Genomic DNA, 26,943 nt, shown 5'->3' on the forward strand with positions numbered 1-26,943 from the left:
GCGATTTGCCGTTTTTTTCCGTTTTAATGGAGTGGTCTATTCTGATCTGCTTTACTTGGCGGCATTTGAACTTGACCTTGTGCTGCGCTAAAGCTAGAAGTCATCGCCTTCATGTCCTGCAAAGATAATTGTGGCACCTGGTAATAGCCATGTTTGTTCTGGTAAAGAAAAATTTCATATGCAAGCTCAACGAAGTTTGGAATCTGGGCAGCTAGGACGCGTCTCACAACCGGATTGGTGACCTCAGCGGATGTCATAGCTAATAGTCCAGCGTGTGATTTGACCAATCCGAGCATATGACCTGTGACACCAGAATCTTTGACATCTTGTAAAGATTGATTCGGTTTCTTCGGCTGAGATGGCTTGATGCCATATGTGATCAGTGTGTCCTCTTGCATCATATATGTCGCTGTTTCTTGACTTGGCTTTTGACCTGTAGTGAAGCAATCTACAGTTACATTGTACTGTGACATGATAAATTGATATTGCCTATCAATGATATCGGTTAGTGTAGGATCTTGGACATACTGCCTGAGGATCATATATTGGTCTAAAATATTAATCGTCCCAGCTAAGACTTCATGTAGATCAAATAATTCGTGTCCGCCGTGATTCAACTCAGGCTGAGAAGCGTTTGCTTGAAATGGGGGTTGCTGTTCATTTTGCATGGTATTTCCTCCTTCTATTTTTACAGTCTTCTTTAATTTGAGGAAGTTTTGTCTCTTTCATACAAAAAACATTATTTACAATTAGAGGGTTTTCTTTCTTTTTGTCGAAAAAAAGTATTCAGACAAATGAACATTGGGGGTACCAGATGCAGGACAAAATGATTGATCGTTTTTTAGAAGATGAACATGAGCAAACGCCGATCATCGGAATAGGTGTTTCGCCTTTTGAACAGCGTGGTCTTGAGGCTTTTTTTCAAACATTTCCCCATGAACTAAATGCCTCTTTTATTGTCGTGCAAAGTCATTTTTCGAACGAATATTTGATGAACCAAGAGACTTTAACTTTACCATTAGTCTATCAAACAAAAACGATCAGGCATGGTGAAAAAATCACACCTAACACAATCTATTTTTGCCCAAAGGATTCCTTTGTTTCGTTAACGAAAAGCAGACAACTTCTATTGTCTCCTCGATTAAATTCGGAGCAGCGTTGCCTTGTTGATACTTTCTTTCAGTCACTTGCAACAGTGCAAAAAGATGAGGCCCTTGCGATATTATTTCAAGAAGGTCATTGCATGGGACGCGGTCTTCTTCAATTGGTCGACCAGGGTGGAACAGCGGTCTCTTGCAGTCAGTCTGAATCTCGCTTTCAAAGCATGTACCATAAAAGGTTTAAAGAGCCATCTGACCTTGCGTTATACATGGCAAATTTAATCAAAATACCTCACAACGATTTGACAGATCAGGCATTCTTAAGAATTGTTGAACGCCTTGAGACATATAAGGGAATTTCCTTTTCGAAATACGAAAAACAACGCATACTCTCTATCATTCAGAAACGAATGCGGTGTGCACGCCCGCCTGTATTTTTCCTATCAGAATACGATCAAATGCTTGCCATAGAGCCTGATGAGCTACACCTTTTACATGAACAGCTATTATCTGGAACGACTTCTTTTTTTAGAGATCAAGAAGCGTTTACAGCATGTCAAACATACGCAATTCCTTCAATCATTCAATCGCTGATAGATAGTGGGAAAACCAGATGTCGTCTTTGGATTGCGGGGTGTTCAACAGGAGAAGAAGCATATTCCTTTACGATCCTTTTTCTAGAAGAGATCAAACGAAGAAACGTGTCACTAGAATTGCAAGTGTTTGCAACAGATATTAATCGAAAAGCCATTCAGATAGCGAGTAAAGGCATTTATTCAAAAAAGGCAATGGCAAAGGTGCCAGAAAAATGGCGGGCGCTTTATTTTGAAAAAGAAGCAGACGTTTTTAATGTCAAGCAGTCGCTAAGAAAGCATATCGTATTTGCCCCTCACAATTTAATGATTGATTCAACATTTATTCACCTCGATTTCATCAGTTGTCGAAATGTTCTTATGTATTTCCAGACGGAAGTGCAAAAACGAGTATTGTTCCGTTTCCAATATGCGCTAAAGGATCAAGGAATTCTTATATTAGGCCCAGATGAAAAGGTACACGACTTATCTCGTTTATTTCATTTATTTAATGAAAAATGGAGCATTTACACCCATTCGGACGTTCCTATGTTAAATGAAAAAGAGCAAAAAAACTTATATGATCAAGCGCTAAAAGAAAAGGCACAGCAATATGTAGAAGAAGCCTGTAAGGGGCATGATGCATGTATGGTCATCAATGACCAAAACGAAATTCTTGCTGTTTCAAAAGGTGGTTATTCTTTTCTTGATTACTCACAAATAAACGACAAGTCATGTTCTTATGTGACACCGGCCTATATTAAAGAGATTATGAATCGAACATTTCAGAAAGTATGGACGAATGAAGCAGAAGTTGTTTTTCAGCGTGTACTCATATCAGAAAATAATCAAAAGCAATATGCTGACTTTACAGTGAAAAGTTTCAGCAGCCGTTTCAAAGGAGTGTATGTCATTCTCATTCGTATCAATTTGGCAGAAAAAATTCAAATGAACGGCAGGGACTTAGTCATGTTAGATCAGAGTTCTGTATATCAACAGCGCATATTAGACCTTGAACATGAATTAAATGAAGTCAAACACAAAGAGCAGGAAGCAAGAAAGCAGTTAGCAGAAATGAATGCGCAAATTGAGAAATATAAGAGAAATGATGAGCATTTCATTAATGTGATTAACAATTTAAAGGTGACAAGAGAAGAGCTGTATCGCCCGTCTGTGAAGGCAGAGCTTGCTACTTTGTTTGTCGATGAAGATATGGTGATTCGTTATTTCACGCCATCTGCTAAAAAGTTATTTCAACTAGGGTCTCTATCACAAGAACAGCCGTTTCAGTCGATTGCGACAGAACTGAATGATGAAACATTATCTGAGGATATTCATGTGGTCATGGCAGAGAGTCGTGTGATCGAAAGAGAAATTGAAACAAATGAGGGTGAGCAATTTACAGTCCAGATCATACCGCTTTTATATCAAGCACATCATGGAGTCGCTATGACATTTATGCAAATGACGGAAATTACGAAAATCAAGCAAGCGCTTCATCTTGCTGTCACAGCACTTGATAATAGTCATATTCACATCGTTGTTGCCACCGTTGATGGTGTCATTCAATGTGTGAATCAACGCTTTTGTCATTTTGTTAATCAACAGGAGTATGATCTCATTGGCAAAGATGTCTTTTCTGTTTACCGAAAATTATGTCAGTGTGATGATCTCCCTTTACAATGGGAAGTCTGTTTAAAAGAAGGAAGTTGGACGGGTGAAATGTATTTCCAAGACACGATTGGGCGTGAACGATGGGAACGTGTGTCCTTACATCGTATTGATGACCCTGAAAAAATACAGCCGACCATTATGCGTATTTCTGAGGATATTACGAACCAAAAGCAATCAGAGAAGATGCTCATGAAGTCGGAAATGCTGTCTGCTGTCGGTCAGCTTGCAGCAGGGATCGCACATGAAATCCGAAATCCACTTACTTCGTTAAAAGGATTTTTACAATTAATGATTCAGAGCAAAAAGTATCAAAAAGATTATGCGGATGTCATGATGTCTGAGTTTAACCGACTAGAAGCCATTATCAATGAATTTCTTGTCCTATCTCGCAGTAAATCAGTGAAATTTGAACCGGTTAATGTGAATCACTTAATAGACGAGGTGATTATGGTCGTCGAATCACAGGCTGTATTAAAAGGGATCTCTATTCAAAAGCATCTCTCCCCTTCACTTCCAAATATCCAAGGTGTTCCGAATGAGCTCAAGCAAGTCTTTTTAAATGTATTGAAAAACGGGATTGAAGCGATGGATGGGATTACAGGAGTGATGAAGGTGACATCGATGCACCAAAATGGGCGAATAGTTCTCACGTTTCAGGATCAAGGGAAAGGGATACCAGAGGAAGCGCTTAGCAAGTTAGGAGAGCCTTTTTATACAACAAAAGAGAAAGGGACAGGGCTCGGTTTAATGGTAACGAATAAAATCATTGAAAGCCATGGTGGAACAATCCAATTTGAAAGCACGACATTTGAAGGGACCACTGTGCAAATTACGTTTCCAATGAAATAAAGCAAGAGAGGTTTTACATGAAATCCATTCACTCTCAACATTTCATCTGTAATCTATATAAGACATATTGAGAAAGGGGAGAAACACAAATGAGGCGCTCCAAAATGTTTCAAGTCGTCTGCTGTTTGATCTTAGTCATATTCAGTGTTCAATCTTTATGGACGGGGGTTCACATAGGCCAGCAAATAAATGCAGCTGAAAAACAGGTAGCGGTGAAAAATAAAAAAACAATGAAAATAAAAAAAGCACGTCAATTAATAGGAGAAACTGTGACAGTAAGCGGGATTATCACAGTTGATCAATCGGCAATTGGAAATGGGAAGCTTTCTACATATATTCAAGACAAAACAGCAGGCGTCAATTTATATTCAAGCCAGTCAAAAAACTTCCCAGAACTAAAAGAAGGCATGAAGGTGACTGTAACGGGAATGGTCACTTCTTATAAAGGGTTGATTGAAATCGTCCCTGACCAAGGTGGAGTCACAATTGAGGCGGAGAATCAAAAGCTTCCATCTCCAAAAAAGGTGTCCTTACAAAAGTTCGCTTCTGGTAAAGCGGATCGTTATGAAGGAAGGCTCATTAAGGTAAAAGGTTATGTAGAATCAAAGCCAGACTCGCCAGCGGGGGGCGGATACAATGTTGTCATCATTGACGAGAAGTATCGTAGTACAGTTCTGCGTGTCATGGAGGACACAAAGGCGATTGGACATATTGAAAAGGGTAAGTGGTATGAGTTTACGGGAATTTTAAGTCGTTATGATACGCTACAAGTGCTTCCGAGAAGTCAAGATGATCTCAAGCAACTAAAGCGTCAGCCAAAACCTCCAAAGATCAAAGGAGAGTACAAAGCGACCGTTGACCGTGTGATTGATGGAGATACAATCCAATTAAAAGAGCCAGTACTTGGCACGACAAAAGTTCGCTTTGTCAACATAGATACACCAGAAACTTATCACAAACCTAAAAATGAAGAGGACGAAAATCAGCTACGGTTCGGAAAAAAAGCGACAGATTATTTAAAAACGCTCTTATCTAGTGGAGATACCGTCACATTAAAAGTAGGAGAAGAAGCCAAGGATCACTATGGCCGCCTGCTTGCACAGGTCAAGACAAAAAAAGGGCTAAATACGAATCTAGAGCTTGTGAAAAAAGGCTATGCACCGACATATTTTATTTGGCCAGTTGGAAATCAAGCGGATTATCAAACCTTTCAACAGGCTGTGAAAGATGCAAAGAAAAAAGGACTCGGTATTTGGAATAATGAAGATCCACTTTTAGAACAGCCATTTGAATTTCGAGCACGAGAACAGAAAAAAGGGTTATCACGATATGTAGGAGATTCAGCGACGAGAACGTATGTAGTGCCTGAAGAATGGATGACTGTAGATGTTGATAAGCGAATTTTCTTTGCTTCAAAAGAGGAGGCTAAGCAGGCAGGGTATCATGAAGTTGAGCAATCAGATGAGATCCCATTAACTATTTTAAGTATGAATGATTTACATGGAAAGATTGATCAGCAGTATGAGCTTGATGTAAAAGGAGACGGCACGAAAGGCATCTATGGCCGAATGGATTACGTTGCTGCTTATATGAAACAAAAGCAGACGGAAAAGAAAAACACGCTAACTGTCCATGCGGGAGATATGATTGGTGGAAGTTCGCCAGTATCATCTCTTCTTCAGGATGAGCCAACGATTGAACTATTGGAAAACATCGGTTTTGATGTTGGGACTGTTGGTAATCATGAATTCGATGAAGGTGTAGATGAGCTGCTGAGAATGATAAATGGCGGTGAGCATCCGAAGGGGACAAAGGGATATGATGGTCAGAACTTTCCACTTGTTTGCGCCAATTGTCAATACAAAGATTCTGAAAAACCACTTCTTCCTCCTTATGAAATCATTGATGTGGAGGGAGTACCTGTTGCATTTATAGGGGTTGTGACAAGATCAGCAGCAGGAATGGTAATGCCAGAAGGAATTAAGAATATTCAATTCACAGATGAAGTAGAGGCGGTCAATCGTGCGACACGCGAATTAAAACAAAAAGGTGTAAAGGCGATTGCAGTTCTTGCCCACATGACTGCTTCACAAAATGGGGATACGATCACTGGTGAGAGTGCAAGGCTTGCAAACGAAGGTGATGACGAAATTGATGTCATTTTTGCCGGACATAATCATGAGGTTGTAAATGGTGAAGTAAATGGAAAGCTGATTGTCCAAGCATATGAATATGGCAAAGCGATTGGTGTGGTTGACGTTACAATTAACCGCAAAACAAAAGATATTGTCAAAAAGAATGCTTACATCCAATATGTTGACCAGTCAGCCATTGAAAAAGACAAAAAAGCGGCCGAAATTTTAGCGTATTATGGCAAAGAGGTAGAGCCGATCATTAGCGAAGTTGTTGGTAAAGCAGGTGTGAAAATGGAAGGCGGCTATTCAAATGACGGTGATACGGCACTTGGCAATTTCATCGCAGATGGAATGCGCTATTCAATGAAAAGTGATTTTGCCTTAATGAACGGCGGCGGGATTAGACAAAACCTAGAGCAAGGACCTATCACTTGGGGAGACCTCTTTAATATTCAGCCTTTTGGTAATGTTCTGGTGAAGCTTGATATTAAAGGCAGGGATTTAACCGAAATCATTCAGGCCCAAATATCAGCTCAATTTGGTCCTGATTATAGTATTTCAGGCTTTAAGTATTCATATGATCCTGCTACATTGAAAGTAGTGGCGATCACACTTCCAGACGGTTCACCGATTGTTCCTGACAAGACGTATTCGTTAACGGTCAATAATTTTATGGCAACAGCAACGGGAAGTAAATATGCGCCAATCGGAAAACTTGGGCAAAATCCTGAAACAGGTCCAGAGGATTTAGAAGCAACCGTCCAATTTGTCAAAAGTTTTAACGGTGCTTCCATCCTCTATCAAAAAGAAGGACGAATTACGACAACAATTCAAAAGAAGCAAGCCACAGCTAGTTAATCGTATGGTATGGTGAACATACAAGTCTTGTTGGGATAAAGAAGGGGTATAAGTATGAAAAAATGGATCGCTTTGATAGTCATGACAGCCGGCATCGTCATTTGTGGATGGGGGATTTGGCAAATTGTATCAACTCACCTTCAAACAGAGCAAACACTTGACGAAGCAAGGGAAGCGGTTGCTGTGGGGCATGAAGTCTCAAAGGACACCTTTCATCCGAATGTAGGTCAAGCATCAGGCATTTTGAGGATTCCAAAGTTAAAGGCGGATTTACCTATCGTTGAAGGGACTGATGCAGACGACCTTTCCAAAGGGGTCGGTCATTATAAGGGAAGCTATTATCCTGATCAAAATGGACAGATTGTGCTTTCTGGTCATAGAGATACAGTATTCAGACGAACAGGTGAGCTGAACATTGGTGACGAACTGCGAATTAAAGTGCCCTACGGAGAATTTGCCTATGAAATTACGCACACAAAAATTGTTGATAAAGACGATACGTCCATCATTTCCTTGCAGCATGAAACTGAGGAATTGATTTTAACAACTTGCTATCCCTTCAGCTTTGTGGGAAATGCACCAGAGCGTTATATTATGTATGCAAAGCGGATAGAGTCGATGTAATGAATATAAAGAGCCTGCAAAAGAAATGATCTTTGCAGGCTCTATTTGTTTTGATTGGTATAGTTGGTATTGGGAAGTGTAAATTTTTGTACCATTACCAAGATGTTTGTTTATACCTGTTCAAATAATTGCTCGTTCAGCTCAGATAAATCTTGAGGCAATGGGGCTTCGATGACAAGTTGTTCGCCTGTAAATGGATGTTTGAAAGCGACTTGTTTTGAATGAAGCGCACATCTATCTAACCATTTGCTGCTACCACCATATAAGATATCGCCTATTAATGGGTGGCCAATACTGCTAAGGTGCACTCGGATTTGGTGGGTTCTTCCTGTTTCAAGCTGTAGTTCTACCATTGTCGTATCGTAACGTTTACTTTTTGCCAACACTCGAAAATGAGTGATCGCTTTTTGTCCTGTAGGAGAAACACGATGCCTTACAGCATGATGTTTATCACGACCTATTGCTGCCTGTATTGTCCCTTTTTTTTGACGGATCACTCCATCCACTAGCGCAACATAAATTCTTTTGATGTCTTTTTCTGCGAGCATCCGATCGAGGATTGCATGTGCTAGGCGATGTTTTGCGAATACGACAGTGCCACTTGTATCTTGGTCTAATCTGTGGATATGACGGACGCGTTTTTCCTCACCGTTTGCCTGATAATGAAAGGCGACCAGATTGGCAAGTGTCCCTGTTTGCCCCTTTTCATTGGGGTGTGTTGGGCGTCCTGATGGCTTTTGAACGATGAGCAAATGTTCATCTTCAAATAAGATGTCCAGTTCGCCATATTCAGGCGTGACATCACTTGTTTCTGATTCGAATACATCAATTGTGATCATATCACCTGCAGACACCTTGCTTGCGTGATGAGCGTGCTTGTGATTCAACCTAATTTTTTGTTGTTCCATCCAATATTGTATGATCGGTTTTGAGGCATGTACCTCTGTTTTTAACCATTGATTTAATGAAGTTTCCGTTTGGCCTTCACTTACTTGAAAACGAAGGATTTGTTCTTTTGTCATCATGAAATTCGTTCCTCTTTTCTATAAAACATGGATATGGATAGAAAACTTACCTTAGCAAACGTCTTTTTTTCTATGCTATTCTTGAGGGAGAATAACGACAGAGAGGTAGATGTCACTTTGAGATTAATGAAAGCTGCGACGGAGCTTCAGGAACAAGCGATAGAAGAAATATCCGCTGATTTTTATCAAATTTTATCGCATTATCTTTATGAGTATGAGCTTGCCGAATTGAAACAGAAGCGTATACTTACATTTGTCGATGGCACATATAATGGTACAATGGATGATGCCTTCCGTATTTTATCAGGACTTCAGCTTTTACATACCATTATTTCGAAGCCAAGACGACAAATAACAAAAAGAGATCGAGAGCTGTTTGAACAGAATAGGCAACAAATCAACGAATGTGGGTATTCTTTTCCGTTTCGTCTTGACGATTTTGAAAAACAGCAGCTTCAAAATGCGTAAAAGATGGTGTGAACTTCCTTGTTAACATGACGAAAGGTCGTACATACTATTCTTAAGGAACGGAGAAACCTTTATACAGACTGCAAAACCAAACCCGCTGCTTTTCACCTAGCCTATATTCTCCATGAATCGGAGCGCTTGGGAATTTTGCAGAATGAATCGAACATGTTCGGAGCCTGACAATATCGTTTGCAGGCTCCTTTTTACATAACTCATTTTAGCAGACATTCATCTTTGAAAGTGAATTTTATTAGCGGTATCATGAAAATAAGTGATTTTTTGATTTTTGCAAAAAAAGGAGTGTCCTTCATTGGTAAAGGCAATTATTTTTGATTTTGACGGTTTAATTTTAGATACAGAAACACATGAATACGAAGTCTTGCAAGAAATGTTTGTAGAGCATGAGTCAGAACTTCCGCTTTCTGTCTGGGGGAAAGTCATCGGTACACAGGCTGGCTTTAAGCCATTCGAATATTTGGAAAAACAGCTTGGAAAGACGCTGGATCATGAGACATTAACAGCAGACAGACGATCACGCTTTCAGGAAAGAATACAAAATGAAGTAGCAAGGCCTGGCGTAGAGGCATATTTAGAGGCGGCAAAAGAGCTTGGTATTAAAATTGGACTTGCGTCAAGCTCTGACTATAAATGGGTATCAGATCACTTGAAACAAATTGGTCTGTTTGATTATTTTGAGTGCATTCGTACATCTGATGATGTGGAAGAGGTCAAGCCAAATCCAGAGCTTTATTTACAAACGGCACGCTGTTTAGGGGTAGTTCCTTCTGAATGTGTTGCTTTTGAGGATTCCGTCAATGGATTGATGGCTGCGAAGCGAGCGGGTATGAAATGTGTGATCGTCCCAAACAAAGTCACAAGTACACTTCAATTTGAGGAATATGATTACCGATTAGAATCAATGGCAGAAATCGAACTGCTTCAACTATTTCACCAACTTGAAGAAAAGGGTCAGTAAGGAGGCAGCAAAGAGATGGCAGAAAAGCTTGATTTAACACGTTTTGAGAAAAAAATGATCATTAGAAATATTCGTGAGCAGGATATTGATCGGATTGTTGCCCTTCAAGAAATCTGTTTCCCAGGTATGGATCCATGGAAAAGAGAACACCTTGAAAGTCATCTAGAGCATTTTCCAGAAGGACAATTTTGTGCTGAGCTTGAGGGTGAGATCATTGGGTCTTGTTCCAGTTTATTAATCAACTTCGACGAATACGATGATCGTCACACATGGCAAGACATTACAGACGATGGGTATATTACAAACCATAATCCTGATGGTATGAACATGTATGGTATTGAGGTGATGGTCAGCCCTGAATACCGACGTATGAAAATTGGGCATCGTCTATATGAAGCAAGAAAAGACTTGGCAAGAAGGCTCAATTTAAAAAGTATTATTATTGGCGGTCGTATTCCAAATTACCATAAATATCAAGGGGAGATGACACCTCGTCAATATGTCGAACAGGTGATGTTACACCAAATTTATGATCCTGTGCTATCGTTTCAGCTATTGAATGAATTTAGTCTTATGCGGATTAATCCGAACTATTTACCTGATGATAAGGCATCAAGTACCTACGCAACTTTAATGGAATGGAACAATGTTGATTACCGTCCCCAAACGAAACGATTTTTTAAATCAGCGTTCCCAGTACGGATTTGCGTCATTCAATATGCGATGAAGAAAATTCATTCATTTGAGGAATTTTCTAATCAAGTAGAGTATTATGTTGATGTTGCTTCAGATGCATCCGCAGATTTTGCGGTTTTCCCTGAAATCTTTACAACACAGCTCATGAGTTACTTAGAAGAGAGATCCCCAAGTCTTGCTGTGCAAAGAATTACTGAATATACAGAGGACTATATTAATTTGTTTACGGAGCTTTCTGTTAAATACAACATTAATATTATTGGTGGTTCACACTTTGTGGAAGAAGAGGGGAAAATCTATAACATCGCCTACTTGTTTAGACGTGATGGAACGATTGAAAAGCAATACAAGCTTCATATTACACCAAATGAGCGCAAATGGTGGGGAATCTCAAGTGGAGATCAAGTACGTGTGTTTGATACAGACTGCGGGAAAATCGCCATTCAAATTTGCTATGATATCGAATTCCCTGAGCTCGCACGCATTGCAGCAGATAAAGGAGCAAAAATTATTTTCACACCATTTTGTACAGAGGATCGCCAGGGCTATTTAAGGGTGCGTTATTGTGCACAGGCAAGAGCGGTTGAGAACCAAATATATACGGTTATCTCAGGAACAGTTGGTAATTTACCACAAACAGAAAATATGGATATTCAGTATGCGCAATCAGCGATATTTGCACCATCTGATTTCGAATTTGCAAGAGATGGGATCGTTGGTGAGTGTAATCCAAATATTGAAACGGTGGTCATTGGTGACGTCGACTTAGAAATTTTAAGAAGACAGCGCCAAGATGGAACGGTTCGACAGTTAAAGGATCGACGCAGAGATGTATACCATATTGAGTATAAAAAATAACAGAAAAAAGCACCTTGAACGGAGTGGGTCAGTCTCCAGGCGTCAAGGTGCTTTTTATTGTAATGGCTACATTACATTTTTTTAACAGCTAATGTAGCAAAGTGTGACAAGCTCTTAGCGATAAGGAATGGCACGCCAGCTTGTTTAAATGAATTGTAAATTGTTGTATCTACCTTTTTCCAAGAAAGGGTTTCTTGCTCTAATAATCCTTGCAGATCTGCATGTAGGTGCTGGTTATATAATTCTTCAATTTGGTCTCTTTTTTCTTTGCCAGCAAATATTTCAATCTTGTTGAACAATTCATCTTTGTTTTCAAGTACACGATTGAGATTGTTCTTAATAGTATCTGTTACAGATGGAATTGAAAAATCACCAGTTGTTTGTACTTGCTCAATCGGAGCTGGTGCTGTTTGTGCAGCAGCTGTTGATGCAAGTGGTGTAGCGAAAAATGTTAAAGAAGTAGTGAGAATAAGTCCTTTTACCATTGTTTTCATTTTGAAAACCTCCTAAGTATATTAGTAGAATGGATACTACATCTACTATATTACTTTTATGTTAATTTAAGGTAAATAGGGATTGAAGATCATTTTTTTCATGTGCCGAAAGGGATGTCTTGATCAGAACACGAATAGAATGAGTGAAGACATATTTTAAATCAAAAGGAGAGTATGATGGGACTTCAAACGAAGCATGTTTATATTAATTTGCCTGTGAAGGATGTTGAGGCATCTATTGCTTTCTTTTCACAAATTGGCTTTGAGTTTCACCCGTCATTTACAAATGATCAGGCAGCTTGTTTGATCATCAATGATGCAACGTATGCGATGCTCCTGTCCTATAAGCATTTTCAATCGATTACACAAAAGAACATGGCAGATGCCAGTCAGACAACAGAAGTTATAGTGGCATTGCAGGCGAATAGCAAGGAAGAAGTTGACGAGATGGTGGAACATGCACTTGCAGCAGGTGGTTCAACTTTCAATGAAAGGCAAGATCATGGTTTTATGTATGGTTGGAGTTTTCAGGATATTGATGGACATTTATGGGAAGTGTTTTATATGGATGAGGATCATGACATTGGTTAAAGCACGCCTTCTGTGAGGGGGTGTTTTTTTTATCGATAATAAATGGATTTGAAATGGTATGATATCTATAGGATAAATGAAATTCATCTAAGAAAAGTAGGTGCATCATGGAGTTTTTACTTGTATTAATGCCTGTCTTTGGTATTTTCCTTATTGGCTATATCGGGCAGAAAACGATTGGCTTTAACATACATACGCTCTCATCTATGTCTTTATATTTAATGTCTCCATTCCTTGCATTTGAAACATTTTATCAAAATAAAGTATCGATGGATTATGTCTATCTGTCTATCTTCGTAGTAGGGCTGTGTCTATCACTCGTCCTCTGCGTATATATCCTTTCTCGTATTTATGGATATTCTAATGAAACGTATTGTGCGATGGTTCTGTCGTCCGCTTTCATGAACAATGGCAACTATGGCACACCTGTTGTTCTACTTGTGTTTGGTGCAGCAGGTTTAGATATTGCGATTGTTCTAATGGTTCTTCAGCAGCTTGTGATGAGTACGATTGGGATGTATTATGCAGCTAAGGGTGGCGAGGACGCAGGGGATATAAAAGTCGTTCTAAAAAAAGTGTTACGCATGCCAGTAGCTTATGGGGCACTTATCGGCCTAATATTTCAGCTCATTGATATTTCAATTCCTAAAGAACTGATGACGGGCATTCAGCTTGTGGGGGATGCAGCTATTCCGACGATCATGCTTATTTTAGGCATGCAATTGGCTGTGATTTCTTTTAAACAATTTGATTATCGCAATATTTCGTATGCTCTCATCATCAAGCTCTTTCTATCACCTGTTATCGCGTTTGGTTTCACACTTATTTTGCCGGTCGATGATTTAGTGAAGCAAATCATGATTCTTGTTGCAGCAATGCCGACTGCTGCGAACACAACACTCATGGCTGTGCAATTTCGAACAAAACCTGAATTTGTTTCGAGTACAACTTTTGTCAGTACGATTTTAAGTATTGTGACATTGCCTGTCTTATTATGGATTTTGTCTATGCACCCTGTGGGATAGGAATAGACAAACAAGGGGGACCATGTGGATGAATGTTGATGTTCAGTTTCAAGTCAGCGATGTGTTAAAAACGAAATATTTTGTTCATGCAAAGATTTTGGCAGGCGAAAAGGGTCTTTTTCGTCAGGTGAAGTGGGTTCATGTATTAGAGATTCCAACAGTGGAGCATTTATTAAACGGAGGAGAATTAATTTTAACAACCGCTGCTGCTTTTCAGGATCAACAAGGCATGTTTATCGAGTTTCTGAGACAGCTTGTAGATTCGGGTGCTGCTGGTTTGTGCATTGAATTTATTCCTCTTCGTTTTGATGTACCAGTGGAGATTATTCAATATGCAGAACAAAAGAATTTCCCGCTTATTCTTTTCACAAAAGAAATGAAATTTGTGGACATTACACAGCATATCCACACAATGATGATTGAACGGCAATATCAAATGATGGCTGATTTGGAGAGTTTGTCTTCGAAGCTAAATGAGCTATTATTGACGGCTCATCCACAAATAGACATTTTAGATCAAGTGTATCAGCACCTTAGTGGCACGCTTTTATTTATTCCGGTACAAGGAGAGACCTCCATTTTATGTGACTCGTCTGAAAAGACAGAAGAGCTCGTGTTGTCTTATTTGAAAAAAGAATCACTTCCAGCGGGGTTCCATGTACACAAAAGGCCTGTGCTTGCACTTCAACAAACATTTGCTGATCTTGTTCTCATCCATCAGTCAAGCGTTCTAACAGAATTTGAAGCGTTAGTGATGGACAAAGGAGCAAATGCCCTTGCTCAACTGATTCTAAGAGAGCTATACACTGAGGAGCTGAAGAAAACAAAAGAGAGTGAGTGGCTTCAAAAATGGGTTGACGGTGAGCATTCAGAAAATGAAATTATGGAACATCTTGATTATGCAGAAGGGGTACAAAAACCAAAGGGTTGTGTTATTATGCTCTTTCAAAAAAATAGTAACCTTGAAGAAGGAGCTGGAAATCTCTACTTTCTCGTGTTTTGTCGTTCTGTTTTTCAACGTGCAGGCTTTCATCTCATTTCGCATGAACATCAGGCATATACAGTCTTTATTTTAATTAATACAAGAAAAATTGAGGATTGGAAGAAACGCGCGGAGGATGCGGCTTATAAGATTCAACAAAAATACGAACCGCAGCAAAAGGATCGCCAAGCGTTCATGTTCGGAATAGGTCTTTTTTGTGAGCATTTGCAAGAAATGAAGACAAGCTTTGAAGCAGCTAAGGAAGTGCTGTTCTTAAAGAGGACAATGCCGCATCGGGTAGTAAGTCCATTTTATCAAGATTTGCATATGCTTAGGCTGATGACTGCGGTAAAAAAGAGTGGTCTACTTGAAACGATGGTGAAGGAATATTTAGAGCCAGTCATCAATTTCGATCAGCAAAATGGCGCAAAGCTGTATCAAACGCTCAATACGTACTTGCAGACAAATGGTTCAAAAAAAGAAACGGCAAAGCAGTTGTATATTGTCCGTCAAACCTTGTATCATCGATTAGAAAAATTACATGCCCTGCTTGGAGAGGATATGATGGAAGCGCCTAAACGGCAAGCACTTGAGTTCTCAATGCTGGCATATGAATTTTTGCAAGCAACTCGCGGAAATAGACATCATGTCAGAAAATAACGCCTCATATGGTGAAATGTCTTGTTTTGCTTAAGATTCAATTGACGAACTGTCTAATGAATTCCAATTGTCCCCTTTTTATAATAAAAGAAATAGTGGAAACTTGTATCATGACGGTCATATCGCTTGTTTTTCATATGCCTTGCCATTCATCCATATAATGGAGTGGTAGAGGCAATAGAGACCGTTCATGCTTCTTTTGGTATGAAAATGAAACATGGGGGCGTGGGAGAATGAAAATACATGAACAGGCAAGGGATCTTCAACAAAAAGACGATCAGTATATTTGGCATCAAATGAAGGGGACAAATAAACCGCATGAAAGTATGGTCATTCATGAAGCAGATGGGGCATGGGTGACAGATATTCATGGCAACCGTTTTTTAGACGGGATGTCAGGACTTTGGTGCGTCAATGTCGGCTATGGACGAAAAGAATTAGCTGAAGCGGCGTACAAACAACTGAAAACGATGCCTTACTATCCATTGACACAAAGCCATGTACCAGCCATTCAACTAGCAGAAAAATTGAACGAATGGCTTGGGGAAGACTATGTCATTTTTTTCTCAAATAGTGGATCAGAAGCGAACGAAGCAGCATTTAAAATAGCGAGACAGTATCATGCACAAAAAGGAGAAAGTGCGCGTACGAAGTTTATCTCTCGCTATCGTTCCTATCATGGTAATACTGCGGCGGCACTGGCTGCTACTGGACAGGCGCAGCGCAAATTCAAATATGAACCACTCGGTCAAGGCTTTATTCATGTGGCACCGCCTGATCTTTATCGATTTCCGAAAGATGAAGACACTTTAGCAAGTGCAGAGACCATTGATCATGTGATGACGTGGGAATTGAGTGAAACCATTGCTGGTGTCATCATGGAACCAATTATTACAGGAGGCGGAATTTTAATGCCGCCACAAGGATATATGAAACGAGTGAAAGAGATCTGTGAAGCACATGGTGCATTACTGATAGTAGATGAAGTCATTTGTGGTTTTGGCAGAACAGGGGAGCGGTTTGGCTTTATGAATTTCGATGTCAAACCGGATATCATCACAATGGCAAAAGGCATAACAAGTGGATATTTGCCACTTTCAGCAACTTGTGTAAAACGTGAAATTTACGAGGCATATGCAGGTGATAAAACATATGATCGATTCCGACATGTGAATACATTTGGTGGACATCCAGCCTCATGCGCACTCGCACTTGCAAACTTAGAACTCATGGAAAAAGAAAAGCTAGTCGAACGCTCAGAGCGTATAGGAAAGGTTCTGCTTGAAGCGCTTGAGGAATTGAAACAACATCCTTTGGTCGGTGATGTGAGAGGAAAGGGATTACTAATTGGCATAGAGTTTGTCAAAGATAAGACATCGAAAATCCCTGCGGATGCTGATGTGTTAGGAACATTAATATCGGAATGTAAAAAACGTGGACTGCTGATCGGAAAGAATGGTGATACGGTTGCTGGCTATAACAATGTGGCTCAGCTCGCACCACCGCTTAGCATCACAGACGAAGATGTTGCATTTATCATTAGAACGTTAAAAGAAAGTATTGCGCAATTGTAAAGGCGAGAGCAGAGAGGGATCTCTGCTTTTTTAAATTGTGTTTATTTAGTAAGAGCCACCAGCGGATGTCTATTGAAAAAACGGACAGAATCCATTACTGTTAAAAGAAGATTGGACCCAATTCATTTAGAAGGAGACGGCATATGAGTTTTCACGATCAACCAATACTACCTGCTGTTCGGAATATGAAGCAATTTGAAGAATTTTTACGAAGTCCATTTACGTATGGAGTCCTTCTAGATGTTCATCTTGGCAGACTAAAAGGCATGATGAAAGAGGCAGAAGCAAATGGAAAAAAGATGTTCATCCACGTGGATTTAATTCATGGCATCAAGCATGATGAATATGGAACCGAGTTTATTTGTCAGGAAATGAAGCCAGCAGGTATTATTTCTACCAGGTCTTCAGTCATAGTGAAAGCGAAACAAAAAAAAGTATACGCCATTCAGAGAATGTTTCTATTAGATACAAGTGCGATGGATAAAAGTATGGAGTTTGTTGGAAAACATCGCCCTGACTTTATTGAAGTATTACCTGGTGTTGTCCCTGATTTAATAAAAGAAGTACGTGAAAAGGCAGGAATACCTATATTTGCCGGTGGCTTTATTCGCACAAAAGAAGATGTAGAAAGAGCCTTACGAGCAGGAGCCACAGCTGTCACAACCTCTAATACTGATCTATGGAAAGCATTTCAACATGAATAAATGAAATGTGATAATTGATTGACAACGTTTTCATCCTCTGATACTATAGCACTAAGTTAATATCATGTGATGGAGAAACGGAGATCCACAACAACACTTTACAAGGTATATCTTTGTCCTTGTGTAAAGTCTGTTTGTTGCGGATCTTTTTTCTTTATCTTTTTTGGAAGTATACAGGGGATGGAAACTGAACCAAGAGGAGGAATTTTTCATGACACCATTTTGGGGTGAAGTCGTAGGTACAATGCTACTCATTATTTTTGGAGGCGGTGTGTGTGCAGCAGTTAACTTAAAAAAATCGCTCGCGTACCAGTCCGGATGGATTGTAATCGCTTTCGGTTGGGGGTTTGCGGTCGCTATTGCAGCCTATGCAACTGGAGGCATAAGCGGTGCTCATTTAAATCCTGCACTAACGATTGGGTTGGCACTTGAAGGAAGTTTTCCTTGGACTGACGTTCCAATGTATATTGTTGGTCAAATGCTTGGTGCGATTTTAGGAGCTATTATTGTCTTTTTACATTACTTACCTCATTGGAAAGTAACAGATGATCCAGGTGCAAAACTAGGGGTATTCTCAACAGGCCCAGCGATTCCGCATACATTTGCCAACGTACTTAGTGAAGTCATTGGTACATTCGTGTTAGTTTTAGGAATTTTGGCAATTGGTGCAAATAAGTTTGCAGATGGTGTAAACCCGTTAATTGTTGGTTTCTTAATCGTTGCTATTGGTCTTTCATTAGGTGGAACAACCGGTTATGCAATTAACCCAGCCCGTGACTTAGGTCCAAGAATTGCCCATGCATTCTTACCGATTCCAGGCAAGGGTCCATCTAATTGGAAATACGCTTGGGTTCCAGTAGTTGGTCCGATATTAGGCGGTGCATTTGGTGGCGTTTTTTACAACGCAGCGTTTAAAGCAAATGTAACACCAGCCTTTTGGATTGTAAGCGTAATTTTAGTTGTGGTATTGTTAGGACTCTATTTCTCTACGAAAAACCAAATACAACATGCTAGCAAAATGATGTAAGGGGAGGAAACAATCATGGAAAAAGAAAAGTATATTCTCGCATTAGATCAAGGGACAACAAGTTCAAGAGCGATTTTATTTGATAAAGAAGGAAAGATTGTTCACATCGCGCAAAAGGAATTTAAGCAATATTTTCCGAATCCAGGCTGGGTAGAGCACAATGCCAATGAAATTTGGAGTTCAGTTTTATCCGTTATTTCTACAGCTTTGATCGAATCAGGATTTGATTCTGATCAAATTGCTGGCATTGGTATTACGAACCAACGTGAGACGACTGTTGTTTGGGATAAAAATACAGGTATACCTATCTATCATGCAATTGTTTGGCAGTCCAGACAAACATCAGGCATTTGTGATGAATTAAAGCAGCAGGGGCATGAAGACACTTTTAGAAATAAAACAGGTTTACTCATTGATGCTTACTTCTCAGGTACAAAAGTAAAATGGATTTTAGACAATGTCGAAGGGGCACGTGAAAAAGCTGAAAAAGGTGATTTGCTGTTCGGTACGATTGATACATGGCTCATCTGGAAAATGACCGGAGGCAAATCACATGTGACGGATTATTCAAATGCATCGAGAACACTGATGTTCAACATCTATGATCTGAAGTGGGATGAAGAGCTGTTAAATATCCTTGGTATTCCAGCATTGATGCTACCTGAAGTCAAGCCTTCTTCACACATTTATGGAGAAACAGTAGATTATCATTTCTTTGGAAAAAACATTCCGATTGCTGGAGCAGCGGGCGATCAACAGGCAGCCTTATTCGGCCAGGCATGTTTTGAAGCTGGTATGGCAAAGAATACGTATGGTACAGGATGTTTCATGTTGATGAATACAGGGGAAAAAGCCATTAAGTCTGATCATGGTTTATTAACAACAATTGCATGGGGCATTGACGGCAAAGTTGAATATGCTTTAGAAGGAAGTATTTTTGTTGCCGGATCTGCCATTCAATGGCTACGTGATGGATTAAGAATGTTTAAAGATTCAAAAGATAGCGAAGCATATGCAGAGAGAGTTGAATCTACAGATGGTGTCTATGTTGTCCCAGCGTTTGTAGGACTTGGAACACCTTATTGGGATAGTGATGTTCGAGGAGCAGTCTTTGGATTGACTCGTGGTACATCAAAAGAACACTTCGTCCGTGCAACGTTAGAATCACTTGCTTATCAGACGAAAGATGTTTTAGACGCAATGGAAAAAGACTCAGAAATTTCATTAAAAACATTACGTGTTGATGGAGGAGCCGTGAAGAATGATTTCTTAATGGGCTTCCAAAGTGATTTACTGGATGTGCCAGTTGAACGTCCAGAAGTGAATGAAACGACGGCACTTGGTGCAGCCTACCTTGCGGGAATAGCAGTTGGCTTCTGGAATGACCGTTCAGACATTGCGAAACAATGGAATCTTGAAAAGCGCTTTGAGCCTAAAATGGAAGAAGAAAACAGAGCCGCCCTTTATAGTGGTTGGAAAAAGGCAGTAAAAGCAGCTCAAGCTTTCAAGTGATCAAACAGTATGATATACTATAATTAAGTTAATAGAACGGTTGGAGAACTGGAGAGACCGCAGGCACTGAAGTTGTAGAAATACGCTTTGGGTGTTTGCGGTCTCTTTTTCTTTACCGTACAACTGGGGAGGAACAAGAGATGACACACCTTTTTTCAAGTTTTGAAAGAGAAAATATGCTAAAGCAGATGACAAAAAAACCGTTTGATGTTTTCATCATCGGTGGGGGTATTACAGGCGCAGGAACGGCACTTGATGCAGCATCACGCGGTATGAGTGTCGGTTTAGCGGAAATGCAGGATTTTGCTGCTGGAACGTCTAGCCGTTCAACGAAATTGGTGCATGGAGGATTGCGTTACTTAAAACAGTTTGAAGTGAAAATGGTGGCAGAAGTCGGTAAAGAACGCGCCATTGTATATGAAAATGGCCCACATGTGACAACACCAGAATGGATGCTTCTGCCGATGCATAAGGGCGGGACATTTGGTAAGTTTTCAACGTCTATCGGTCTTCGTGTGTATGACTTTTTAGCAGGGGTTAAGCATAATGAACGCAGAAGTATGCTTAGTGCAAAGGAAACACTTGAAAAAGAACCGCTCGTCAAAAAAGATGGTTTAAAAGGCGGCGGTTACTATGTTGAATACCGTACAGATGACGCAAGATTAACGATTGAAGTCATGAAAGAGGCTGTTAAATTTGGCGCTGAGGCAGTCAATTATGCGAAGGTGAAAGAATTTATTTATGATAAAGGGAAAGTCGTTGGTGTCGTCATTGAGGATGTCTTTACGAAAAAAACGTATGATGTGTATGCGAAGAAGATTGTCAATGCGACAGGTCCTTGGGTGGATCAATTAAGAGAAAAAGATCATTCAAAAGAAGGGAAACACCTTCAGCATACAAAAGGGATTCATTTAGTATTTGATCAATCTGTATTTCCGTTAAAGCAAGCGATTTACTTTGATACACCGGATAAACGAATGGTCTTTGCTATTCCAAGAGAAGGCAAAACATATGTGGGGACGACAGACACTGTGTATAAAAAACAGCTGGAACATCCACGTATGACAAAAGCAGATCGTGATTACGTCATTCAAGCGATTCAATACATGTTCCCAGATCTCAACATTACGGAAAAAGATGTTGAATCCAACTGGGCTGGTCTTCGTCCGCTCATTCATGAAGAAGGCAAAGATCCTTCAGAAATTTCTCGTAAGGATGAGGTATGGACATCATCTTCAGGCTTGATCACAATTGCTGGTGGTAAATTAACAGGCTACCGTAAAATGGCTGAGCACATTGTGAACCTTGTACGTGATGGACTCAAAGAAGAGACTGGCAAAGATTACGGACCATGTAAAACCAAACATATGCCAATTTCAGGTGGGCATGTAGGCGGTTCTAAAAATATGACGTCCTTTGTTCAAGCGAAAACGGCAGAAGGAGCATCCGTTGGTTTAACAGAACCTATTGCGAAAAAATTAGCAGAAAAGTATGGCTCAAACGTGAGCAGTCTCTTTAAACGAGCAGAGCTTCTGAAGGAAGAAGCGAAAAAACGAGATATTCCTGCATATGTTCTGGCTGAACTCGTGTATGCGATTGAGGAAGAGCTTGCTGTCACACCAGTGGACTTTTTCCTAAGAAGAACAGGAAGCCTTCTGTTTCATATCAATTGGGCAAAAACATATGCACAGGCTGTTATTGATTACATGGCAGAATGTTTTGAGTGGGATGAAGAGACAAAACAGATGCACCAAAAGAATTTAAATCAATTATTCCATGAAGCGGTTGTTCCGCTTGAGTCTGAATAACATGGAAGCAGTCGAGCCGATTCGAACAGAATCGGCTTTTCTTAATTCATCAACTGAGTCAAATCGCCCTTCAATTCTCCTCGAAATAGATATAGCATGACATCATGTCTATTTCAATATAAAATAACAGTAGATATTAAATAACTGATGAAAAGAGCTGGGGGGACGACCATGAGTTGGAATAAGAATTATGAGCGATGGATCAATGAACAGCAACTAGATACTGAACTAAAAGGATTGTTAGAAGCGCAAAAGGGAGATGAGAAATCTCTTGAAGATAGCTTTTATAAAAACCTTGAGTTTGGAACTGGGGGAATGCGTGGTGAAATAGGTGCTGGTACGAATCGCATGAACATTTATACGGTTCGAAAAGCATCAGCAGGTCTTGCCGCATATATTGCTCAAAATGGAGAAGATGCGCAAAGAAGAGGTGTCGCCATTGCATATGATTCTCGTCATAAGTCTCCTGAGTTTGCGATGGAAGCAGCAAAAACACTCGCTTCAAATGGCATTCAAACTTATGTGTTTGATGAACTGCGCCCAACACCAGAGCTGTCATTTGCTGTTCGAAAGCTCAATGCATTTGCAGGAATTGTTGTCACAGCGAGCCATAATCCGCCAGAATACAATGGATACAAAGTATATGGTGAAGACGGAGGACAGCTTCCACCACATGAAGCAGATCAAGTCATTGCAAAGGTAAATGCCATTGAAAATGAGCTCGCCATCCCAGTAGATAGTGAAGCAGCTTTAAAGGAAAAAGGGCTCATTCGCATCATTGGAGAAGAAATTGATCAAGCATATATTGAGAAATTAAAGACCATTTCTGTGCACCCAGAGCTAGCAGATGAAGTAGATGTGAAGGTAGTGTTTACACCGCTTCACGGAACAGCGAATAAACCTGTTCGAAAGGGACTTGAGGCATTTGGCTATAAGCATGTCACAGTCGTGCCTGAGCAAGAAAAGCCGGACCCACAATTCTCAACTGTCTCATCTCCAAACCCAGAGGAGCATGCAGCTTTTGAATATGCGATAAAACTAGGCGAAAGCCAAAATGCTGACATTTTAATTGCAACAGATCCCGATGCAGATAGACTCGGAATTGCAGTAAGAAATAGCGAAGGGGATTTTACCGTTTTAACAGGCAACCAAACAGGCGCACTTTTACTGCATTATTTGCTGTCAGAAAAGCAAAAAATCGGAAAATTACCGAAAAATCCTGTTGTAATGAAAACCATCGTCACAAGTGAGCTTGGCCGGGCTGTTGCTATGGCATTTGGTGCAACAACAATTGATACACTGACAGGCTTTAAATTTATTGGTGAAAAGATAAAACAGTTCGAGCAATCTGGAGAGTATACTTTCCAGTTCGGTTATGAAGAGAGTTACGGTTATTTAATTGGCGATTTTGCTCGTGATAAAGATGCTATTCAGGCTGCTTTGCTTGCGGTTGAAGTGGCAGCTTTTTATAAAAAGCAAGGGAAATCATTGTATGATGCGCTGTTAGATATCTTTAAGGAATTTGGCTTTTATCGAGAGGGATTAGAGTCATTGACACTCAAAGGAAAAGAAGGTGCAGAACAAATCGCTGCGATTCTCCACACCTTTAGAGCAAATCCTCCTTTAGCTGTTGCTGGTGAAAAGGTTGTTGTCATCGAGGATTATCAATCAAGTACAAGACAGCTTATAGAAGAAAACAAGGAAGAGAAAATTCAACTTCCATCATCGAATGTGTTGAAATATTTCCTAGCAGACGGTTCATGGTTTTGCCTTCGTCCATCCGGAACAGAGCCTAAAGTGAAATTCTATATTGCTGTGAAAGGATCATCACTCAAAGAGAGTGAAGAAAAGCTAGAGCGTTTATCAGTAGAAGTGATGAACATTGTTGACCAGATAGTCCAAAAAACAACGAAATAACGCGAAAATGGAAAAGCCATCATGTGTTTAGATGGCTTTTTGTCATCCAAAAGGCTGAGGGGAAAATCATTCTTTTCGTGAAAGCAAGATCAAAAGTACACATGTTATAATCATTGTAACAACTAACAGGAGGCGGCATTTGCTGGGGATGATGAGTGAACAAGAGAAAAAAGTGAAAACCTTAAGAACGTTAAAAGAGATTGCAGAAAAACTAAATGAGGGAAATGAGCTGAGAGAGACACTGGATGATGTGCTTCATGAGCTATTAAATCTAACAGGCTTTCAGACAGCATGGATTTATTTGATTGAAGAGGATGGTACCTATGAGCTTATTGCGGATGTTTCATTACCAGATGCACTCGCCCGTCATCAAAAAATATTGATGTGCGAGGATCAATGTTACTGTTTAACCCGTTATGCAAACGGTTCATTGAATGCAGCCATTAATATCATCAATTGTAAACGAATTGAAACAGCAATCGAAAAGAAAACAGGTGACACAGAAGGAATTACACATCATGCTACAGTGCCGCTAAAGGCTGGTAAACGAACATTTGGCCTATTAAATGTGGCGGCAAAAGGCAAGGTGACATTCACTCCAGAAGAACTCAGTTTACTTGAAAGTATTGCCTTACAAATCGGAACAGCCATTCAGCGAATAGAGCTCGTCCAAAGCGAACAGCAGCATGCGCTGTTAACTGAACGAAATCGTCTCGCACAGGATTTACATGACTCTGTGAATCAAATGCTTTTCTCTGTCAGTCTCACAGCGAAAGCCGCTCGAAAAATGACAAATGATCAAAAGCTAGGAGAAATGATTGATTTTATCCAACATTTGTCTCAGGATGCTTTAATCGAAATGCGCTCACTTATTTGGCAACTAAGGCCAAGAGGACTCGAAAAAGGTTTAACAGCAGCTATTGAAGAGTATGCACAGCTTTTAGGTTTAGCATGTACACTTTCGCTTAGTGGATGCATGGAAATCAATCATACGCAAAATGAGAGCTTATTTCGTATTTGCCAAGAAGCCTTAAACAATTGTCAAAAACATGCTGGAGTTCATGAAGTAGAAGTCGGTCTTTATCAAATTGGGGATATCTTTGAAATGCAGATCATTGATCATGGAAATGGTTTTCAATATGATGAGCGTTCGAATCTTCCTTCACTTGGGCTAAAGGGAATGAAGGAGAGAGCAGAAAAAGCAGGTGGAACATTAAACATCCATTCTCAGCTTAAAAAAGGGACGACTGTTACAGTTCGCATACCGTTTTTCCAGGAAAGGAAGGGTTCGTTATGAAAGTTGTGATTGCAGACGATCATCATATTGTGAGAAAAGGGCTCGTGTTTTTTCTTCAAACACTACCTCATATGGAAATTGTGGGAGAAGCATCAAACGGTCAAGAAGCTGTAGATATTGTCAAACAAACAAAGCCTGATATTGTGCTGATGGATTTATCAATGCCGGTCATGAATGGGCTAGAAGCAACGAAACAATTGACAGTTGCGGTACCAACTGCGCGTATTATTGTCCTGACAAGCTATGCAGACCAAGATTATGTCATCCCAGCCATTCAAGCAGGAGCTAAAGCCTATCAGTTAAAGGATGTCGATCCCGAAAAGTTGCTCAAAACTATGATTGACGTGCAAAACGGTAGCTACCAATTAGATGGGAAAATCATGAACTATCTTATCCAGCATATTAAAAAGCCGAAGGAACAAAAGTGGGATCTCATTGACGAGCTGACCAATCGAGAGAGAGAAGTGCTGTTTGAAATTGCCAAAGGCAAAAGCAATAAAGAAATTGGCTCATCGTTATTTATTTCTGAAAAAACAGTGAAAACGCATGTGTCACATGTGCTGTCAAAACTAGAGCTAGCAGATCGAACACAAGCAGCCTTATTGGCCTTTGATTACCAAAAAAATAATAAAAAGGAGCTGTTGTAAAATGAATTTACTTGTTATCAATGGTACACCAAGAAAAACGGGAAGAACAAGAGTTGCCGCTCGTTATATTGCAAATACGTATGAAGGGATATTTTTTGACCTAAGTAAAACGGTTCTACCTATTTATAACGGCGAGGAAGAACAAGCCATGTTACCAAAAATTGTGTCACTTCGAAAAGAGGTTGCTCATTGTGACGCAATTGTGATACTCTCACCTGAATATCATGGTGCAATGAGCGGCGCACTGAAGAACGCGTTTGATTTCTTAAACAGTACACACTTTAATCAAAAACCTTGTGCGATCATTGCCGCTGCGGGTGGGGGGAAAGGTGGCATCAATGCCCTTAATAATATGCGTACCGTCATACGCAGTTTATACGGAAATGTCATTCCAAGACAGCTTGTTTTAGATCCGGTAGACATTGATATGGAACATCAAACGTTATCTGAACAAGCACAAATTCGCGCGAAAGAACTGATAGATGATCTTGTTCGTTATGTAAAAGGCTGAAATGTATTCAGCCTTTTTTTATGTGTAAACAGGTTCTGCATATCGGTCGGAGGCAGCTAATTCTGAAGCATGATCAATATATTGCAAAAGACCGTATAAACATTTTTCAACATCAGCATCGTTTCGGTTAAATTGGTATGCGTGAAGGAAGTGCTCAATTCGTTTTGAAAGCAAATCATCCTGTGTTCGCACCATGAGAATAAGTAAGTTATCCCACTGTGAACGATGTGTGTAATAGAGTGCTTTATCATAATCCGCATAATTCATCAAACCTTCTCCTTTCCTTTTGAGAAGTCTTCATTAGTTTGTACTGGCTGTTCATTCTTTGACAGGGGAAAAGTTGGCGATGGCGTATGAAA

At 40.0% G+C, this 26,943-nt stretch carries 22 protein-coding genes; 18 read left to right on the top strand and 4 right to left on the bottom strand.

The genetic code is table 11. The annotated features are described in order from the left end of the window. Positions 1–23: 23 nt before the first annotated feature. Positions 24–668, bottom strand: coding sequence for a spore coat protein (locus ACQKEZ_RS10665; protein ID WP_427300646.1), 645 nt, complete (start codon positions 666–668; stop codon positions 24–26). 146 nt (positions 669–814) lie between these two features. On the opposite strand from ACQKEZ_RS10665, the gene ACQKEZ_RS10670 reads away from it, so the two are divergent. The 3 genes from ACQKEZ_RS10670 (at position 815) to ACQKEZ_RS10680 (ending at position 7,812) form a co-directional block, all read left to right on the top strand. Next, entirely contained in the window at positions 815–4,195 is a 3,381-nt protein-coding gene (locus ACQKEZ_RS10670) for a CheR family methyltransferase (RefSeq protein ID WP_427300648.1), read from the top strand. 104 nt (positions 4,196–4,299) lie between these two features. Continuing rightward, a complete protein-coding gene (locus tag ACQKEZ_RS10675; protein WP_427300650.1) occupies positions 4,300–7,188 on the top strand; it encodes a 5'-nucleotidase C-terminal domain-containing protein in 2,889 nt (962 codons plus the stop codon). 54 nt (positions 7,189–7,242) lie between these two features. Continuing rightward, positions 7,243–7,812, top strand: a complete 570-nt coding sequence (locus tag ACQKEZ_RS10680; protein ID WP_427300651.1) for a class D sortase — start codon at positions 7,243–7,245, stop codon at positions 7,810–7,812. A 110-nt stretch (positions 7,813–7,922) separates the two neighbouring features. On the opposite strand, the gene ACQKEZ_RS10685 is transcribed toward ACQKEZ_RS10680, so the two are convergent. Continuing rightward, positions 7,923–8,837 carry an RluA family pseudouridine synthase gene (locus ACQKEZ_RS10685; protein ID WP_427300653.1) on the bottom strand — a complete coding sequence of 305 codons (915 nt, stop codon included), beginning with the start codon at positions 8,835–8,837 and terminating at the stop codon, positions 7,923–7,925. A 126-nt stretch (positions 8,838–8,963) separates the two neighbouring features. Here ACQKEZ_RS10685 and ACQKEZ_RS10690 point away from each other — a divergent pair, with 126 nt between their 5' ends. The 3 genes from ACQKEZ_RS10690 to ACQKEZ_RS10700 all read left to right on the top strand — a co-directional run bounded on the left by ACQKEZ_RS10690 (position 8,964) and on the right by ACQKEZ_RS10700 (position 11,835). Then, positions 8,964–9,305 (top strand): DUF5365 family protein, encoded by a 342-nt coding sequence (locus ACQKEZ_RS10690; RefSeq protein ID WP_427301891.1) that lies wholly within the window; start codon positions 8,964–8,966, stop codon positions 9,303–9,305. Between the two features lie 310 nt (positions 9,306–9,615). Further along, positions 9,616–10,281 (top strand): HAD family hydrolase, encoded by a 666-nt coding sequence (locus tag ACQKEZ_RS10695; protein ID WP_427300655.1) that lies wholly within the window; start codon positions 9,616–9,618, stop codon positions 10,279–10,281. Between the two features lie 15 nt (positions 10,282–10,296). Next, on the top strand, positions 10,297–11,835 hold the full coding sequence (locus tag ACQKEZ_RS10700) for a GNAT family N-acetyltransferase (RefSeq protein ID WP_427300657.1): 1,539 nt from the start codon (positions 10,297–10,299) through the stop codon (positions 11,833–11,835). A gap of 71 nt (positions 11,836–11,906) precedes the next feature. Here ACQKEZ_RS10700 and ACQKEZ_RS10705 read toward each other — a convergent pair whose 3' ends face one another. Beyond that, positions 11,907–12,329 (bottom strand): hypothetical protein, encoded by a 423-nt coding sequence (locus tag ACQKEZ_RS10705; protein WP_427300659.1) that lies wholly within the window; start codon positions 12,327–12,329, stop codon positions 11,907–11,909. A 177-nt stretch (positions 12,330–12,506) separates the two neighbouring features. On the opposite strand from ACQKEZ_RS10705, the gene ACQKEZ_RS10710 reads away from it, so the two are divergent. The 12 genes from ACQKEZ_RS10710 to ACQKEZ_RS10765 all read left to right on the top strand — a co-directional run bounded on the left by ACQKEZ_RS10710 (position 12,507) and on the right by ACQKEZ_RS10765 (position 26,584). Beyond that, a complete protein-coding gene (locus ACQKEZ_RS10710) occupies positions 12,507–12,920 on the top strand; it encodes a VOC family protein (protein ID WP_427301893.1) in 414 nt (137 codons plus the stop codon). A 107-nt stretch (positions 12,921–13,027) separates the two neighbouring features. Further along, positions 13,028–13,945: an AEC family transporter gene (locus ACQKEZ_RS10715; protein ID WP_427300661.1), complete on the top strand. Its 918-nt coding sequence runs from the start codon at positions 13,028–13,030 to the stop codon at positions 13,943–13,945. A gap of 28 nt (positions 13,946–13,973) precedes the next feature. Further along, on the top strand, positions 13,974–15,587 hold the full coding sequence (locus ACQKEZ_RS10720) for a PucR family transcriptional regulator (RefSeq protein WP_427300663.1): 1,614 nt from the start codon (positions 13,974–13,976) through the stop codon (positions 15,585–15,587). Between the two features lie 233 nt (positions 15,588–15,820). Then, complete coding sequence (locus ACQKEZ_RS10725) at positions 15,821–17,161, top strand: aspartate aminotransferase family protein (RefSeq protein ID WP_427300664.1); 1,341 nt, start codon at positions 15,821–15,823, stop codon at positions 17,159–17,161. Positions 17,162–17,304: 143 nt separating this feature from the next. Further along, on the top strand, positions 17,305–17,865 hold the full coding sequence (locus ACQKEZ_RS10730; RefSeq protein WP_427300666.1) for a glycerol-3-phosphate responsive antiterminator: 561 nt from the start codon (positions 17,305–17,307) through the stop codon (positions 17,863–17,865). A 211-nt stretch (positions 17,866–18,076) separates the two neighbouring features. Then, positions 18,077–18,892 carry an MIP/aquaporin family protein gene (locus tag ACQKEZ_RS10735; protein ID WP_427300668.1) on the top strand — a complete coding sequence of 272 codons (816 nt, stop codon included), beginning with the start codon at positions 18,077–18,079 and terminating at the stop codon, positions 18,890–18,892. Positions 18,893–18,907: 15 nt separating this feature from the next. Beyond that, positions 18,908–20,404 carry a glycerol kinase GlpK gene (gene glpK / locus ACQKEZ_RS10740; RefSeq protein WP_427300670.1) on the top strand — a complete coding sequence of 499 codons (1,497 nt, stop codon included), beginning with the start codon at positions 18,908–18,910 and terminating at the stop codon, positions 20,402–20,404. Positions 20,405–20,544: 140 nt separating this feature from the next. Continuing rightward, complete coding sequence (gene glpD, locus ACQKEZ_RS10745; RefSeq protein ID WP_427300672.1) at positions 20,545–22,212, top strand: glycerol-3-phosphate dehydrogenase; 1,668 nt, start codon at positions 20,545–20,547, stop codon at positions 22,210–22,212. A 171-nt stretch (positions 22,213–22,383) separates the two neighbouring features. Then, complete coding sequence (locus tag ACQKEZ_RS10750) at positions 22,384–24,129, top strand: phospho-sugar mutase (RefSeq protein WP_427300673.1); 1,746 nt, start codon at positions 22,384–22,386, stop codon at positions 24,127–24,129. 151 nt (positions 24,130–24,280) lie between these two features. Beyond that, positions 24,281–25,426 (top strand): GAF domain-containing sensor histidine kinase, encoded by a 1,146-nt coding sequence (locus ACQKEZ_RS10755; RefSeq protein WP_427301895.1) that lies wholly within the window; start codon positions 24,281–24,283, stop codon positions 25,424–25,426. Then, positions 25,423–26,073 carry a response regulator gene (locus tag ACQKEZ_RS10760; RefSeq protein WP_427300675.1) on the top strand — a complete coding sequence of 217 codons (651 nt, stop codon included), beginning with the start codon at positions 25,423–25,425 and terminating at the stop codon, positions 26,071–26,073. The genes ACQKEZ_RS10755 and ACQKEZ_RS10760 overlap by 4 nt, the downstream gene beginning before the upstream one ends. A gap of 1 nt (position 26,074) precedes the next feature. Further along, positions 26,075–26,584, top strand: coding sequence for an NADPH-dependent FMN reductase (locus ACQKEZ_RS10765; RefSeq protein ID WP_427300676.1), 510 nt, complete (start codon positions 26,075–26,077; stop codon positions 26,582–26,584). Between the two features lie 18 nt (positions 26,585–26,602). Here the strand turns inward: ACQKEZ_RS10765 and ACQKEZ_RS10770 are convergent, their stop codons facing one another. Then, positions 26,603–26,851 carry a YhdB family protein gene (locus tag ACQKEZ_RS10770; RefSeq protein WP_427300678.1) on the bottom strand — a complete coding sequence of 83 codons (249 nt, stop codon included), beginning with the start codon at positions 26,849–26,851 and terminating at the stop codon, positions 26,603–26,605. Positions 26,852–26,943: the final 92 nt, after the last annotated feature.

The organism is Bacillus sp. NPDC077027, assembly GCF_050269555.1.
GTDB lineage: Bacteria > Bacillota > Bacilli > Bacillales > Bacillaceae > Bacillus.